Here is a 15,556-nt window from a genome sequence, read left to right as displayed (position 1 = left end):
GGCCGCCGCCGTCTTATCCTGACTTCAGATCAGAACTTGACGCTGAACCGACCATAGATGCGGTTGTCGCGATACTCGTCCTTATACAGGCCGGTATAGCCCAGCTCGATCGCGGTGCGTTCGGTCGCCTGGATGTTGAAGCCCAGACCGCCCGAGATGACGTCGTCGCCAGGATTGGCTCCGTCGATCAGGAAGCGCGGGCCGTCGGCGAAGGCGGCGTCGAAGACCGGCCCGTCACCGTTCAGGTCATGGGTGTAGGCCAGGTGGGTCACGGCCGACAGACGCGCACGCCCCTCGCCGCCCGCCAGCACGGTGCGGGTGCGGAAGCCGGCGGTCAACAGATCGGCCTTTTGCTTCACATTGCCCGACAGCGCGGCGTCGCCGCCCGTCTCAACAACGTCGGCGTCGTATTCGACGTGGCTGTAGCCGGCGTAGGGCTCGAACATCGTGCCGCCGACAGCGCGGCTCCACGCCACCTCGCCATAGGCCTGCCAGACGTCGCCGTCGTAGTCGCCGACCAGGGCGTTGGTGAAGGCGTTCAGTTGGGCCGTGCGATCCGTGCGGACATCGGCGCTGGCCCACGATCCGCCGACGCGGATCTGGAAGTCGCCGACGCCGGCGCCGCCATACACGCCGATCTGCTCGCTGGTGACCCGGCCGGTCGAGCTGAGACGCGGCGAGCGCAGTTCCGAGCGGGTTTCACCCAGCGCCACGCCGACATGGACGTCGTTCGCCAGCGCCTTTTCGGCCCCGACCAGATAGCCGGAGGCTTCGTTGCGGAAGCCCGCGAGGCCGTCACGCGCCGAGCCCTGGCCGTTGCCGAAGACGCCGCTGCCCCAGACCGACACGCCGTTGCCGACGTAGGTGGCCGCGCCCTGGCTGCGTCCGCGCTCGGACATGGCGTCGCGGATGACGCGGGTGTCCGAAACGGCCAGGCCGCCCAGGGTGGCGTGGACCTCGCCCGTCAGGCCGCTGAGCGCGCCCTGAACCGCAGGCACGCTGGCGTCCAGCAGGGCGTTTTCAAGCGACAGATCGTGGTTGGTCCCGGTCGCGGTGTTGTTGATCATGACGTCAAGCGCGCCGCCGACCGACTGCTGGTTGTCCGTCCGACCCAGCGAAGCCACGGTCACATCGTTGCGCCGGACCGTCAGGACCACGCCGTTGGTCGAATAGGTCAGCACCGGGGCCAGGAAGGCCAGATCGCTCTGGGCGCCGCTGAACGTGCCCGTCACCGCGCCTGTCGAGTTGATGATGTTCATCCGCGTGCGCAGATTCCATTCACCATTGTCGGCCTTCAGGATGACCTGGCCGCCGTCGATCTTGGTCGTGCCGCCCACGTTCAGGCGAGAATAGGCCGCGCCGTTCACGCTGGAGCGGATCCACAGGAAGGAGCCCGGCTTGAAATTCAGGTTGCCGGCGACCGTCAGGGTTCCGAACGGATTGACGCCGTCGCCGGGCGACACCACGCCGCCGCTTTCCGCTGTCAGGTTCGCCAGACGACCGGTGCCGCCGATCATGCCGACGCCGCCGACGGTGGCGCTGGATCGCAGCAGGCTGCCGTTGACCGTCAGAAGGCCGCCCTCGACCCGGGTCGGGCCGCTGTAGTCGTTGGCGCCCGTCATGATCAGCTGACCGCCGCCCTTCTTGACCAGACCGCCGATGTCATTGCCGAAGTTGGCCTTGACCTCGGCCGAATAGCGGTCGCGCGCATCGCCGATGTTGTTGCTCCAGATATCGACTGTGCCCACGGCGACGGTGACGTCGCGGGTGTCGCGCAACGCCGTCGGTCCGCGAAGGGCCACGTCCATCTGCGGCGCGCCCCACCCCGAGCGCAGATCGACACCCGGCGCGTCCAGATCCTTGGAGCTGGACACCAGAATGTCCGAGATCAGCGCCGTCGAATATTCGGGGAAGTTTTCCATCAGCAGGGCCGCGAAGCCCGAGATGTTTGGCGCCGCCATCGACGTGCCGGTGTAGGCCGCATAACCGCCGCCCGTATATTTGATGTACTGGTTCAGCACGCGCTGAAGCTCGTCATTGGCGTACTGCAAAACCGCGCCCGAGAAGGCCGGGGTCAGCAGCGCCATGTTGTTGGTCGAGGTCAGTAGCCCTGCCAGAACGGAGGTGAAGCCGTCCGGATCACCCAGCCGCGCCCCCGAAACCAAGGTGATGGCAGCCGCCTGACGTCCGACTTCGCGGCGCCATGCGTCTTCATTGTAGGTCGGGCCACCAGCGGCGCGAGCGGCCAAATAGGCGTTTAGAACGCCGATGAACTGGTTCACCGACGCGGTTTGAAGGGCGGTAACCGTAGTTGCGGAATACAGGCTGGCGTAGTTGGCGCGCGGATAGAGGGCCAGGATGCCCGCCCGGTCCATCGTATAAGCGGGCACCGACGAGACGACGGCCGAACCCGGTCCAGCGACGCACCAGGTCGCCGTCTGACCGCAGAAGCTGGTCGAGGGGTCGGCGGCGGTGAAGCTGGAATAGTTGGCGACCGACAGCCAGTTGGAGCGCAGGCGCGGATCATTCAGCGGTGCGGCCGCATCGATCCCGGCGTGGACGCCATAGCCGTTGCCGGCCGAGAAGACGACCAGAACGTCCTTGTCCAAAACCGGTTTGTAGAAGTCGCCGTAGTTGCGATTGAACGACGCCAGCACGGTCGGCAGCGAGGCGTTGAACGGCAGGGAGTTGCCGCTGCCCCAGCTGTTGTTGATGATGCGCACCTGGCCGGTATTGGCCAGGTCGACGATGTTCTGGTTCTGGGTGGCGACGATCTTTCCGTCGATTATCGCGTCCTTGTACCAAAGGAAGTCGCCGGCCGAGAAGTTGGCGGTGGCGGCGTAAAGCTTGGCGTTGAAGGCGTTGCCGAACATCGGCTGGCCCGCCACGCGATCGCCGGCGATGGTGCCGGACACGTGGGTGCCGTGACCTTCCCACTGGCGACGCGGATTGATCATGCCGTCGTTGCCATAGCCGGCGACCGCCTGGCTGCGCAGGCCTGTCACTTTGCCGGCCGATCCGAACAGGGGGTGGGCCATGTAAACGCCGGCGTCATTGACCCCCACGGTCTGTCCGCGCCCGCTCAGGCCCATGGCGTAGGCGTGTTCCAGCCCCAGGAAGCCCTTGGAATAATCGACCGCGAACTGGCTGTCCGCGCGCCAGGACGCGATGGCCGTCTGATAGTTCGTCGTGCGCGTGCCGTTGGCAATGTAGAAGCCGCCGGCCGGGGCCGTGGGCGCCGGAGCGGTCTGCGCCGCCGCCGTCGTGCCCACCATGATCGCGACGCCCGCCGCTGCGGCCAGCAGACCGCCCTTAAAACTGAAACTCAAAACCTACCCCTGCGGCCTGCGGCCGACGACTCTACTGCGCCCCCGCGACGCAACTCCGACGCACAAATCGAAGGTGTTTCGCGTTGTCGTCAACCACATTTTAGCCTTGGGACGTTTCGTCCCAGCCGGATTGTTTGGGATAAACCAATCTCTTGCGCTCAAGCTTGAGGCGCCGTGCGCGCCTTTGGCAGGTGGCGTGGCGCGTGATTACCGCACGCAGATGCGCGCGCGGTCGTTGATCCAGCAGTCGCCGTCTAGGCGCACGGTCCCCAAGCGATCGCCGGCCTTGTCGTCGTCGGGGTCGGCGTTCCAGGTGGCGTCGGCCGTGCCGTCGGCCATCAGGACGACGACGGCGAAATGGGAGTTCTTGGGCTTGCCCTCGGACCAGGCGTTCATCGTATAGCCGCCGTCGCCGAACGGATAGACGAGGCACGGCTCGTCGAGCAGAACCTTGCCATCGACCGAAAGATAACAGGACTTGCGCGAGGCCGTGGGGGTCGTGGGTTCTGATGACGAAGCGGCGGGGCTTGCGCCGGCCTTCGCCGGTTCCGGAGGCGGCGCCATCGGCTCTGGCGCGGACGGCGCGAGGGTCTGCGTCGCGTCAGCGGGCCCAGGCGCGCCGGCGTCCTGACCGCAGGCGGCCGCGGCGGCCGACAGCATCAGGGCGGCGATCAGGCTGAGCGATCGTGAAGGGGCGGATGTCACGCGAGCCTCCGTCGTTGTCTCCCAGCGCCAACACGGGGGCGCATGCAAGCGTTCCCGGCCAAGCGGCGGCGAATGACGGCGCCCCTCCCCTTCGGCCGGCCGCTCGCCTATATCGCCAGCCTGTCCCGCTCCGGAGGTTTTCCATGGCCTATGTCGCCCGCAACGATCGTCCCGCCGACAAGGCGGCGCGCTATCTGGAGGTCGAGGCGGAAGTCCTGGCCGTGCTGGACGGCGAGCCGAATGTGACGGCGCGAATGGCGACGGTGGCGTCAATGCTGGCCGATGCGTTCGAGCACTATTTCTGGACCGGCTTCTATGTCGTCGCGCCGGACGAGGCGGACGAACTGGTGGTCGGGCCCTACCAGGGCACGCTGGGGTGCCTGCGTATCGCGTTCGGGCGCGGAGTGTGCGGGGCGGCGGCGGCGACGGGCCAGACGCAGCTGGTCGAGGACGTGCACGCCTTCCCCGGCCACATCGCCTGCGACAGCCGTTCGGCCAGCGAGATCGTGGTGCCCGTGCGCGACGCCTCGGGCGCGCTGATCGCGGTGTTCGACGTGGATGCGACGACGCCGGCCGCCTTCGATACGGACGATCAGGAGGCGCTGGAGCGGTTGATGGCGAAGGTGTTCGCCGACGCTTGATCGGGGCCGGTTGATCCGGCCGCAGCCGGCTCTATGGTCCCCGGCGACATGGAGGATCGGATGACGCAGCGAACAATCGCAATCACGGGCGGACACGGCGTCCTAGGCCGGGCGGTGCTGGAGGCGGCGCTGAAAGCCGGTTGGCAGGTCGCGGTGATCGACCACGCCTCGGGCCATGCCGTCCCTGAAGGCGTACTGGAGGTCGGCGGGGTCGACCTGACGGACGCCGGCCAGGCGCAGAAGGCCGTCGACGCCGTGATCGCGCGGTTCGGACGGCTGGACGCCCTGCTGAACATCGCCGGCGGCTTCGTCTGGCAGACGACCGACGATGCGGAACCGGCGTGGGACCGGATGCACGCGCTGAACGTCGCGACCGCCGTCAACGCCAGCCGCGCGGCGCTGGATGCGCTGAAGGCCTCGCCCGAGGGTCGGATCGTCAACGTCGGCTCGGCCGCCGCGTTGAAGGCCGGGGCCGGCATGGGGGCCTATGGGGCGGCCAAGGCCGGGGTCCACGCCCTGACCCAGGCGTTGGCGGAGGAGTTGAAGACGACAAAGGTGACGGTCAACGCCGTCCTGCCGTCGATCATCGACACGCCGACGAACCGCAAGGACATGCCCGACGCCGACCCGGCGGCCTGGGTCGCGCCGGCCGATCTGGCCGCGGTGATCCTGTTCCTGGCCTCGCCCGAAAGCCGGGCCATGACCGGCGCCCTGGTGCCCGTGACGGGCCGCGTTTGATGCGCAACGACCGGGTCCGCAGCGTCCTTTATCTGCCCGCCTCCAATGCGCGGGCGATCGAGAAGGCGCGGACGCTGGATTGCGATGTCGCCGTGCTGGATCTGGAAGACGCCGTGGCGCCCGAGGCCAAGGCCGACGCGCGTGACGCCGCCGTCGCGGCGGTTCGGGGTGGCGGGTTCGGGCCGCGCCTGGGCGTGCGGATCAATGGGCTGGACACCGACTGGGGGCTGGACGACCTGACGGCGATGAAGGCGGCGGGGGCCACGCTGGTCGTCGCGCCCAAGGTGGAGACACCCGAGGCCGTGCACGCCCTGTCCGCCGGCCTGGCCAAGGGTTGCGCCCTGTGGGCCATGATCGAAACGCCGCGCGCCTTGATGGCCCTAGCCGATATCGCGACGGCGGACGGGGCGCTGGACGGGCTGATGCTGGGGGTCAACGACCTGGCCAAGGCGCTGGGGACCAGGGCGTCGCCGGATCGCGAGCCGTTCAAGCCGTGGCTGGCCATGCTGGTCGCCGCCGCGCGCGCCAATGGCTTGCTGGCCATCGACGGGGTGTTCAACCGGATCGAGGATGCCGAAGGCCTGGCGGCCGAGGCATTGCAGGGGCGACTGTATGGGTTCGACGGCAAGAGCCTGATCCACCCGTCGCAGATCGCGACCGCCAACGCCGCCTTCTCGCCGTCCGAAGCCGAAATCGCTGATGCGCAAGCGATCATCGCCGCCTTCGACGCCCCAGACGCCGAGCGGCGAGGCGCGATCCGCGTGAACGGGGCGATGGTCGAACGGCTGCATCTGGAGCAGGCCAAGGCCTTGCTGGCGCGGGCGGATCGGGCCTAGTCGCGTCGATGCAACCGCCGTAAAGCTCGCGGCGAACCACAGCGGACCCGCCTTGCCCCTACCCTCCGACACGCCTTCGAAAATTCCGGCCTGGGTCTGTGCGCCCGGCGTGCTGAAGGTGCCTTTCCTCGACGTGTTTCTGGCCGACTACGACCTGCGTCGCCTGCCGGGGGACGAAGTTCAGGCCGTGCTGGGCTGGGGGATGAAGCCGACGGCGGCGGCGGGGCGACAGTGGGCCGAGAAGACCGGGCGGCCCTATGTGGCGCTGGAGGACGGCTTCCTACGCTCGGTCGGGATCGGCGAGGCGGGGGCGACGAGCCTGAGCCTGATCGTCGACGATCTGGGCGTCTATTACGATGCGACGCGGCCGAGCCGGCTGGAGCATCTGATCCAGACGGCCGGCGACTGGTGCGACGCGGCCCTGACGGCGCGGGCGCGAGGACTGATCGACCGGATCGTGGCGTCGGGCGTGTCCAAGACCAATATGGGCGGGCCGCTGGATCCGGGCCTGCTGAAGCCCGGTCGGCGCGTGCTGATTGTGGACCAGACGTTCGGCGACGCCTCCATCGCCTGTGGGCTCGCCACGGCTCAGAGCTTTGACGACATGATCGCCGCCGCCCGGCGCGACGAACCGGACGCCCAGTTGATCATCAAACGCCATCCGGCCGTGGCGGCGGGGAAAAAGCGCGGCTGCGTGACGGACCTGAAGGGCGTCACCCTGGTCGATACGGATGTGCGGCCCGCCGACCTGCTGGCGGCGGTGGATGCGGTCTATTGCGTCACCTCGGCGCTGGGGTTCGAAGCCCTGTTGCGAGGGCTGCCGGTGCGGTGTTTCGGGGCGCCCTTCTATTCCGGCTGGGGTCTGACGACCGATGCGGTCGAGACGGGGCGGCGCGGCATCGCGCGGTCGATCGAACAGGTCGCCGCCGCCGCCCTGATCGCCTACAGCCGCTATGTCGATCCGGTGACGGGCGACAGGTGCGAGGCCGAGCAGGCGCTGGAGCGGCTGATCGCCCTGCGCGACCGGGCCGACCGACTGGCGGGTTCGTGGTCGGCGGTGGGGTTTGCGCCGGCCAAACGCCCGCCGGTGCGTCGCCTGCTGAACTCGCCCAAGGCGTCGATGCGCTATTTCATGTCGCCGTCGCGCGCCGCCGCCCACGCCAAGGCGACCGATGGGCGGCTGATCTGGTGGGCGGGCAAGGAGAGCGAGGCGACGCGTCAGGCGGCGGCGGCTTTTAGCGGCCCGACCGTGCGGATGGAGGACGGCTTCATCCGTTCCCGGGGCCTGGGGTCCGATTTCGTCGGCGCCCTGTCGGTCGCCCTGGACGATCAGGGAGTCTATTATGATCCGTCGCGGCCCTCGCGGCTGGAAACCCTGATCGAGACCTCGGACCTGTCGCCGATGCAGTTGGCGCGGGCCGCCGCCCTGCGTACGCGCGTGGTCGATGCGGGCCTGTCGAAATACAATCTGCGGGGCCAGGCGCCGACGGACTGGCCCGTTGATCGCGACATCCTGCTGGTCGTCGGCCAGGTCGAGAACGACAAATCGATTTTGCTGGGCTGTGCGCCCGATCTAAACACCAACTCAGCCCTGGTGGAGGCGGCGCGGCGCGATCATCCGGACGCCTTCCTGGTCTATCGCAATCATCCCGACGTGCTGGCGGGCAACCGGCCGGGGCGGCTGGACGCCGGGGCCATGGCCTCGGTTGATGCCGTGGGCGACGGGCTGGATATCGTCGACTGTCTGAACGCCTGTCGCCGGGTGGCGACCCTGACCTCCCTGACCGGGTTCGAGGCTCTGATGCGGGGCAAGGCGGTGTCGGTCTATGGCCGGCCCTTCTATGCCGGATGGGGGCTGACCGACGACCGGCTGACGTTCGAGCGCCGCAGCCGCCGCGCCAGCGTCGATCACCTGGTCCACGCCGCCCTGATCGCCTATCCCCTCTATGTCACGCCCGAGGGCTGGCCCTGCGAGGCCGAGGATCTGGTGGACCGGCTGATCGCCGCGCGCGACCAGCCGACGCCCAAGGCGCCGCGCGGTCAGGTGCAGCGCTGGGCCGCCGGGATCATCGCCAGTCTCGACCGCAGGCCGCCGCCGTCCTATTGACGCGTTCTGATAGGAAACGGACTGTCCTCAACAGCGAGTCTCTTGGACGCGCGATAGACTTCCTCAAGCAGCGAGGCCCCGCGGGCCGAGCGATAGGAACACCAAAGTGTCGAATGCAGTGATCGCCTCAACCGGCCTCTTCACCCCCGAACAATCGGTCTCCAACGCCGAACTGGTCGACAGCTACAACACCTGGGCCGACGGCTGGAACGCGCGCCACGCCGCCCAGATCGAGGCCGGCGAACTGGAGGCCAAGTCGCACTCCTCGCCCGAGTTCATCGAGAAGGCGTCGGGCATCAAGAGCCGGTTCGTGCTGGACAAGGCCGGGATCATCGACCCCGAGCGGATGGCCCCGAACCTGGCCGAACGCTCCAACGACGAAATCTCGATCCTGGCCGAGATGGCGGTCAAGGCGGCGCGTCAGGCGATCGAGGCGTGGGGCAAGCCGGCCTCGGAAATCGGCGCCGTCCTGTGCGCCGCATCAAACATGCAGCGCGCCTATCCGGCCATGGCCATCGAGGTTCAGCAGGCCTTGGGCATCGAGGGCTTCGCCTTCGACATGAATGTGGCGTGCAGCTCGGCGACCTTCGGCATCAAGACGGCGGCGGACTTCATCGCCGGCGGCTCGGTCAAGGCGGTGCTGATGGTCAATCCGGAGGTCTGCTCGGCCCACCTGAACTTCACCGATCGCGACAGCCATTTCATCTTCGGCGACGTGGCCACCGCGGTGATCGTGGAGTCGTCGGATACGGCGGGACCCGGCGGCTGGGACGTGCTGGGCACGCGGCTGAAGACGACCTTCTCGAACAACATCCGCAACAACTTCGGCTTCTTGAACCGAAACGCGCGCGACACCGCGCATCTGGACAGCCCCGAGGCCGACGACAGCGTCCAGAACGACAAGCTGTTCATCCAGCAGGGCCGCAAGGTTTTCCGCGACGTGGTGCCGATGGTGTCGGACATGATCGTGGATCACGCCGGCGAACTGGGCCTGGATCCGCATGAGCTAAAGCGGCTTTGGCTGCACCAGGCCAACATCAACATGAACACGATGATCGGCAAGAAGGTGCTGGGTCGCGAACCCTCGGCGGATGAGAACGTCATCATCCTGGACGAATACGCCAACACCTCCTCGGCCGGGTCAATCATCGCCTTCCACCTGCACAACGACGGGTTCGAGGCGGGCGATACGGGGTTGATCTGCAGCTTCGGCGCCGGCTATTCGGCCGGGACGGTGTTCGTCAGGAAGCGCGCCGCCTGAAGCCCTAAAGCCGGGGCAGGAACAGGACGAAGTCCAGGCTCCACAGCCCCGGTCCATTGGCGATCAGCCAGATCAGAATGACCATCAGCAGGGTCTCGGGCAGATCGAAATAGCTGGAGAGGCGATAGCCGAGGCTGGTCCCCTCCACCGACTTTGACGCCACGGTCACCAGGGCGACCAGGCTGATAATCAGCAGCACCAGGGCCGCGAAGCTGGTGAACAGACCCATGATCAGCAGGGCGCCGAAGGCGAACTCGCACACGGACACGAACTTGGCGGTCTGGCGAGGGGCGGCGATGCCGGCTTTGACCATCGTCTTGCTCATCTTCTCGGCCTGGGCCGGGGTGAAGAGCTTGTAGAAGCCGGACAGGAAGAACATTCCCCCGACCACGACCCGCGCGATCAGGGGCGCGATGTCCATCAGGGCCGGAACGCCCAGGCCGAGGCCGCGATAAAGGTCGATCATGGGGCGAAGGCTCCGCTTGGAATGGCGAAGCCTTCAATGCCCTAGCGACGCGTCGGTTGCCCTGCTGCGGCTTGGGCGGGATGCGTCGCCTTCCATTCCATGGCGCGGCGGATGCGGTTCTCCACGCTGGGGTGATCGTAGAACAGGAACTCTTCGATCGCCGACGGCGACGGGGCGCGGTATTCGGCGGTCTTGATCAGGGCCTTGGACAGACCGTCCGGTTCATTGGCGTGAACCAGCGAGAAGTGGTCGGCGTCCTCCTCCATCGTGCGGGTCATGGTGGCGAAGACCGGCGTGCCCAGCACGCCCAGGAAGGCCAATACCAAGGCCAGGACCGGCAAGCCCGCAGGGTCGGAGATGTCGCCCACGCGATCCGCCCTCAAAAGACGATGCGCCACGGGATACAGCCGGTCGGTCAGCCAGAAGGCCAGCACCGACCACAGGACCAGAATGCCGACGGTCCAGAGAATGTGCGCCCGGACATAGTGGCCCATCTCGTGGCCGACCACGCCGCGCACCTCGGCCAGATCCGCGCCCTGTTTGAACATGGTGTCGCTCATCGCCACCCGCGCCGTGCCGAAAAGGCCCGAGACATTGGCGGTGTAGCGGTCGGACTGTTTGGAGCCGTCGTAGATGAAGATCTTGTCCGACGGCGTGCCGGTCTGTTTGGCCAGGGTCACGACGGCATCGCGCACCGGCCCGTTCGGTGCGGGCGTATAGGTGTTGAAAATCGGCTCGATCACCAGGGGCGCGAGCACCAGACCGATGACGATGAAGGCCGCTGTCACACCGGCCGCCCAGGCCCACCAGAACCGGCGCGCCCGCCGGATCAGGGCATAGATGGCCACCAGCAGCAGCGAGGTCGCCACCATCGAGATGGCCGCGCCGATCACGGCCTCGCCCAGCCAGCCGCCGAACGCCTGGCTGGTCAGCGCATACTGTTTCTCTCGCCACCAGCCCTGATAGATCGCCCACGGCAGCGTCAGCGCCCAACTCATGGCCGAATAGACCAGGGCGACGGCGAAACTGGCCAGGATCGGCCGGCGACGGCGACGTTCGATCCGGCTGCGGATCGCGACCAGCAGGCCGGTGCGCACGATAATCCAGGCGACCAGGGCCGAGACCAGGAAGCTCCACAGGATCAGCCAGTGCGAACCGTGGGTATAGGCGATGGCCCGGGCCGTTTCCTGGGGCGACAAGGTCGCCAGCCACTGGGCCGTCGCGGCCGCCGGATCGAAATTCGTCATGGTTTTCTCCCTTGCGAGAACCAAATCGCGCGACCCGCGTTATGTCAGGTTAATTCGCATCCATGATGATTCTCGCCCGGCCACGCTTGAATCTTTCACGACTTTTTGTCACCCATTCTCCTGTCGAGAACAGGGGATGTCCCAGATGGCTCACAAGACGCCCAAGCAGGTCCTGGAAAGCTTGGCTCATGATATCGCCACCGTGTTGAAGAGCATGGGTGGCTCGGCGCATCAGAACATGGTGGTCGATTGCGTGGCGGCGATGAAGCGCCAGCGCGGCGAAGCGGTCAATCCGCCCGATCTTCGCCAAAAGATCATCGAGACCTTCGAATACTATCGCGACTGGTTCGTTCGCCCGTTCGGCGAAGGCTCGCAGCGTTGGGCCCTGGCCGGCGACTTCGGCTGATTTCACTCTCCTGAACGAAAAAGGCGCGCTCCCTGCGGAGCGCGCCTTCGTCGTTATGACTGATCGATCAGATCAGAAGCGACGGATGTAGCTGACCGAATAGGCGTCGGCTTCACCACCGTTGTCGCGGTAGTCGCGACGGGTCCAGTCGGCGCGCACGCCGTTGACGCCGTCCAGGTAGTAGTTGGCGCCGGCGCCGTAGTTCCAGCTGTCACCGCCCACGTCGGTGTTGGCGCCGGGGAACTTCTGCTTCAGCTCGGTGTGGCCGTAGCCGCCGCGTGCGAACAGTTCCAGCTTGTCAGAGACCGGCACCTTGCCGACTACGTAACCGGCGGCGTCCCACTCGTGCTTGATCTCGCCATCGACGCCGGCGACGGTGAAGTCGTCATGCTTCACGCCGACCGAGGCTTCGGTTTCCACAGCGATGTAACGGTTGAGGTTGACGCCGAGACGACCGGTGACGGCACCCGTCGTTGCATTGTCGCCTTCAAGATGAGTGTAGCCCAACGAGCCGTAACCACGCGGCTCAGGATTGGTTTGAGCAAAGGCCGGAGCGGCGATTGCGGAAACGGCGACAGCAGCGAGAAGAATGTTACGCATTGTTTCTTATTAACTCCTAGATGTGATGACCGAGCCGATCATCAGCCCCATCCAGCGAGTGCTTAAATAGGTCACAGCGTCATCTGTTCCAGAGGCGCGAAAACACGACGAATGCCTGTGGACGCCGGGACACATACAGCGTTCCGTCAAGATTGGCGACTTTGTGGCGCCGCAGCAAAAAGGGCGGCCTCGATCGAGACCGCCTTTCCTTTTTTTATCCGTCATCCTCGGGCTCGACCCGAGGATCGGACGTCGGACACACTGTGCGTCGCCGTTATTTCACCAGCGCCGGGACCGCCGGTCCTCGGGTCGAGCCCGAGGATGACGGGTATAGGATCGCTTATCGGTCCTTCTCGCGCTCCACGTTCAGCGCGGCCTGGGCCGCCGCCAGACGGGCGATCGGCACGCGGTAGGGCGAGCAGGAGACGTAATCCAGCCCGGCCTGTTCGCAGAAGGCGATGGACGACGGGTCGCCGCCATGTTCGCCGCAGATGCCCAGCTTGACCTCGGGCCGGACCTTGCGCCCCCGCTCGGCGGCGATCTCGATCAGGCCGCCCACGCCGTCCTGGTCCAACCGCACGAAGGGATCGGTTTCGAAGATGCCCTTGTCCAGATAGGCCTGCAGGAACCGGCCGGAGTCGTCGCGCGAAATGCCGAACGTCGTCTGGGTCAGGTCGTTGGTGCCGAAGCTGAAGAACTGGGCGTATTCGGCCAGGTCGCCTGCACGGATGGCGGCGCGCGGCAGTTCGATCATCGTGCCGACCAGATAGTCGAGGCTCTGGCCCGTCTCCTCGAACACCGCCTTGGCCGTGCGGTCGGTCAGCTCGCGCAGATATTTCATTTCCAGGCCCAGGGCGACCAGCGGGTGCATGATCTCCGGCAGGGGCGCGGCGCCCGACTTCTGCTTGACCTCCAGCGCCGCCTCGATGATGGCGCGGACCTGCATCTCGTAGATTTCGGGATAGGCGACGCCCAGCCGGCAGCCGCGGTGACCCAGCATGGGGTTGGTCTCGTGCAACTCCTTGGCGCGGCGCTTCAGCTTCTCGGCGTCGATGCCGGACGAGGCGGCCAGGGCGTCGATGTCTTCCTCGGTGTGGGGAATGAACTCGTGCAGCGGCGGGTCCAGCAGCCGCACCGTCACCGGCAGGCCGGCCATGATCTCGAACAGTTCGACGAAGTCCGACTTCTGGAACGGCGCGATCTTGGCCAGCGCCGCGCGACGGCCCTTCTCGTCGTCGGCCAGGATCATCTCGCGCACGGCGGCGATCCGGGTGTCATCGAAGAACATGTGCTCGGTGCGGCACAGGCCGATGCCCTCGGCGCCGAAGCCGCGCGCAGTCTTGGCGTCCAGCGGGGTCTCGGCGTTGGCGCGGACCTTCAGGCGGCGGACGTCGTCGGCCCAGCCCATCAGGGTCTGGAAGTCGCCGGTCAGTTCGGGCTCGATCATCGGCACGGCGCCGTCCAGCACCTCGCCCTTGGAGCCGTCGATGGTGATGACCTCGCCGGCCTTGAAGGTGCGGCCGCGCGCGGTGAACACGCCCTTAGCCTCGTCGATGTGGATCTCGCCGGCGCCGGAGACGCAGGCCCGGCCCATGCCGCGCGCCACGACGGCGGCGTGGCTGGTCATGCCGCCGCGGGCGGTGACGATGCCGCGCGCCGCATGCATGCCGTGGATGTCTTCGGGGCTGGTCTCTTCACGCACCAGGATGACCGCCTCGCCCAGACCCGCCAGGCGCTCGGCCTCGTCGGCGTCGAAGACGATCTTGCCCGTCGCCGCGCCGGGCGAGGCCGGCAGGCCGGCGGCGACCACGGTGCGCGCCGCATCGGGGTCCAGCGTCGGGTGCAGCAGCTGGTCCAGCGCCGACGGCTCGACCCGGCTGATGGCCTCTTCCTGAGAGATGACGCCCTCGGCGGCGAGGTCCACGGCGACCTTCAGCGCCGACTTGGCGGTGCGCTTGCCGTTTCGGGTCTGCAGCATCCACAGACGGCCCTGTTCGACCGTGAACTCGATGTCCTGCATGTCGCGGTAGTGGCTTTCCAGCTTGCCGACGACGTCGACGAACTGGGCGAACACCTCGGGCATCGCCTCTTCCATCGAGGGGGCGGTCTCGCCCATCTCCTCGCGGCCGATCTTGGTCAGGGACTGCGGCGTGCGGATGCCGGCGACCACGTCCTCGCCCTGCGCGTTGATCAGGAACTCGCCGTACAGGCGCGCCTCGCCGGTCGAGGGGTTGCGGGTGAAGGCCACGCCGGTCGCCGACGTCTCGCCCATATTGCCGAACACCATCGACTGGACGTTGACGGCCGTGCCCCAGCTTTCGGGGATGTCGTGCATGCGGCGATAGAATTTCGCCCGGTCGTTCATCCAGCTTTCGAACACGGCGCCCACGGCGCCCCACAGCTGGTCATTGGGATCCTGCGGGAAGGCGTGACCCAGTTCGCGCTCGACCACGGCCTTGTAGTCGGCGACCACCTTCTCCCAGTCGGCGGCGGTCAGGTCGGTGTCGACCGTGACGCCCAGGCGATCCTTGTGCTGATCCAGCACCTCTTCGAAATCGTCGTGGCTGAGGCCCAGCACGACGTTGGAATACATGGTGATGAAGCGGCGATAGCTGTCGAAGGCGAAGCGACGGTCGCCCGACAGTTTCGCCAGCCCCTCGACCGTCTGGTCGTTCAGACCCAGATTCAGCACCGTGTCCATCATGCCTGGCATCGACGCGCGCGCGCCGGACCGCACCGAGACCAGCAGCGGGTTGTCGACATCGCCGAAGGTCTTGCCGACCACCCCCTCGACCTTGGCCAGGGCGGCCTGGACCTGGGCGTCCAGATCAGCCGGATAGGTCTCGTTGTTGGCGTAGTAGTGGGTGCAGACCTCGGTGGTGACGGTGAAGCCCGGAGGAACCGGCAGACCCAGCGACGACATTTCCGCCAGATTGGCGCCCTTGCCGCCGAGAAGGTTCTTCATCGACGCGTCGCCGTCGGCGGAGCCTCCGCCGAAGCCGTACACCCACTGAGTCATCATGCAGTCCCTGAGCTTTTCGGATCGTCCGGCGGGTTGGCCCCGCTCGCACATGCAGCATGATCTAGCGCGTGAGAGCGGCCTTGACCATTGCGGATGTAACAATGCGTGAGGGGATGTGCGGTTTCCGGGCGACGTGCGCGCACAACCTTGACGTCATCGTCTCCTCCCCATGAAATGGGGAGGGGGACCGCAAAGCGG

General features: G+C 66.9%; 12 protein-coding genes. 6 read left to right on the top strand and 6 right to left on the bottom strand.

Annotation, left to right across the window (positions count from 1 at the left end; genetic code table 11):
* Window positions 1-29: 29 nt before the first annotated feature.
* Window positions 30-3,329, bottom strand: coding sequence for a S8 family serine peptidase (locus ABIB58_RS04960; protein WP_354039399.1), 3,300 nt, complete (start codon window positions 3,327-3,329; stop codon window positions 30-32).
* 207 nt (window positions 3,330-3,536) lie between these two features.
* Window positions 3,537-4,034, bottom strand: coding sequence for a hypothetical protein (locus ABIB58_RS04955; RefSeq protein ID WP_185225312.1), 498 nt, complete (start codon window positions 4,032-4,034; stop codon window positions 3,537-3,539).
* 143 nt (window positions 4,035-4,177) lie between these two features.
* Here ABIB58_RS04955 and msrC point away from each other — a divergent pair, with 143 nt between their 5' ends.
* From msrC to ABIB58_RS04930, 5 genes are all read left to right on the top strand, one after another.
* Window positions 4,178-4,675: a free L-methionine (R)-S-oxide reductase MsrC gene (gene msrC / locus ABIB58_RS04950; RefSeq protein ID WP_354039397.1), complete on the top strand. Its 498-nt coding sequence runs from the start codon at window positions 4,178-4,180 to the stop codon at window positions 4,673-4,675.
* A gap of 60 nt (window positions 4,676-4,735) precedes the next feature.
* Window positions 4,736-5,413: an SDR family NAD(P)-dependent oxidoreductase gene (locus ABIB58_RS04945; RefSeq protein ID WP_185225313.1), complete on the top strand. Its 678-nt coding sequence runs from the start codon at window positions 4,736-4,738 to the stop codon at window positions 5,411-5,413.
* Window positions 5,413-6,249 carry an HpcH/HpaI aldolase/citrate lyase family protein gene (locus ABIB58_RS04940; protein ID WP_185225314.1) on the top strand — a complete coding sequence of 279 codons (837 nt, stop codon included), beginning with the start codon at window positions 5,413-5,415 and terminating at the stop codon, window positions 6,247-6,249. Before ABIB58_RS04945 ends, ABIB58_RS04940 begins: the two co-directional genes overlap by 1 nt.
* Before the next feature lie 52 nt (window positions 6,250-6,301).
* On the top strand, window positions 6,302-8,356 hold the full coding sequence (locus tag ABIB58_RS04935; protein WP_354039394.1) for a capsule polysaccharide biogenesis protein: 2,055 nt from the start codon (window positions 6,302-6,304) through the stop codon (window positions 8,354-8,356).
* A 106-nt stretch (window positions 8,357-8,462) separates the two neighbouring features.
* On the top strand, window positions 8,463-9,617 hold the full coding sequence (locus ABIB58_RS04930; protein ID WP_354039392.1) for a beta-ketoacyl-ACP synthase III: 1,155 nt from the start codon (window positions 8,463-8,465) through the stop codon (window positions 9,615-9,617).
* Between the two features lie 4 nt (window positions 9,618-9,621).
* On the opposite strand, the gene ABIB58_RS04925 is transcribed toward ABIB58_RS04930, so the two are convergent.
* Complete coding sequence (locus ABIB58_RS04925) at window positions 9,622-10,083, bottom strand: DoxX family protein (RefSeq protein ID WP_354039390.1); 462 nt, start codon at window positions 10,081-10,083, stop codon at window positions 9,622-9,624.
* Window positions 10,084-10,124: 41 nt separating this feature from the next.
* On the bottom strand, window positions 10,125-11,330 hold the full coding sequence (locus tag ABIB58_RS04920; RefSeq protein ID WP_045809873.1) for a M48 family metallopeptidase: 1,206 nt from the start codon (window positions 11,328-11,330) through the stop codon (window positions 10,125-10,127).
* 136 nt (window positions 11,331-11,466) lie between these two features.
* Here ABIB58_RS04920 and ABIB58_RS04915 point away from each other — a divergent pair, with 136 nt between their 5' ends.
* Window positions 11,467-11,736, top strand: a complete 270-nt coding sequence (locus ABIB58_RS04915; protein ID WP_017504786.1) for a hypothetical protein — start codon at window positions 11,467-11,469, stop codon at window positions 11,734-11,736.
* 72 nt (window positions 11,737-11,808) lie between these two features.
* On the opposite strand, the gene ABIB58_RS04910 is transcribed toward ABIB58_RS04915, so the two are convergent.
* Window positions 11,809-12,336, bottom strand: a complete 528-nt coding sequence (locus tag ABIB58_RS04910) for a porin family protein (protein ID WP_039244441.1) — start codon at window positions 12,334-12,336, stop codon at window positions 11,809-11,811.
* Between the two features lie 340 nt (window positions 12,337-12,676).
* Window positions 12,677-15,358 (bottom strand): pyruvate, phosphate dikinase, encoded by a 2,682-nt coding sequence (ppdK, locus tag ABIB58_RS04905; RefSeq protein WP_156146730.1) that lies wholly within the window; start codon window positions 15,356-15,358, stop codon window positions 12,677-12,679.
* Window positions 15,359-15,556: the final 198 nt, after the last annotated feature.

It is taken from the genome of Brevundimonas sp. UYEF29, assembly GCF_040546195.1.
GTDB classification, from domain to species: Bacteria; Pseudomonadota; Alphaproteobacteria; order Caulobacterales; family Caulobacteraceae; genus Brevundimonas; species Brevundimonas huaxiensis.
Note: the sequence above shows the minus strand (reverse complement) of the source record. Positions and strands in the feature narration are given on the sequence as shown.

What these genes read in the sequence shown, in the direction of transcription:
- msrC (WP_354039397.1), top strand. Translation starts at nt 4,178, where the DNA reads ATGGCCTATGTCGCCCGCAACGATCGTCCCGCCGACAAGGCGGCGCGC.
- ABIB58_RS04945 (WP_185225313.1), top strand. Translation starts at nt 4,736, where the DNA reads ATGACGCAGCGAACAATCGCAATCACGGGCGGACACGGCGTCCTAGGC.
- ABIB58_RS04940 (WP_185225314.1), top strand. Translation starts at nt 5,413, where the DNA reads ATGCGCAACGACCGGGTCCGCAGCGTCCTTTATCTGCCCGCCTCCAAT.
- ABIB58_RS04925 (WP_354039390.1), bottom strand. Translation starts at nt 10,083, where the DNA reads ATGATCGACCTTTATCGCGGCCTCGGCCTGGGCGTTCCGGCCCTGATG.
- ABIB58_RS04920 (WP_045809873.1), bottom strand. Translation starts at nt 11,330, where the DNA reads ATGACGAATTTCGATCCGGCGGCCGCGACGGCCCAGTGGCTGGCGACC.
- ABIB58_RS04915 (WP_017504786.1), top strand. Translation starts at nt 11,467, where the DNA reads ATGTCCCAGATGGCTCACAAGACGCCCAAGCAGGTCCTGGAAAGCTTG.
- ABIB58_RS04910 (WP_039244441.1), bottom strand. Translation starts at nt 12,336, where the DNA reads ATGCGTAACATTCTTCTCGCTGCTGTCGCCGTTTCCGCAATCGCCGCT.
- ppdK (WP_156146730.1), bottom strand. Translation starts at nt 15,358, where the DNA reads ATGATGACTCAGTGGGTGTACGGCTTCGGCGGAGGCTCCGCCGACGGC.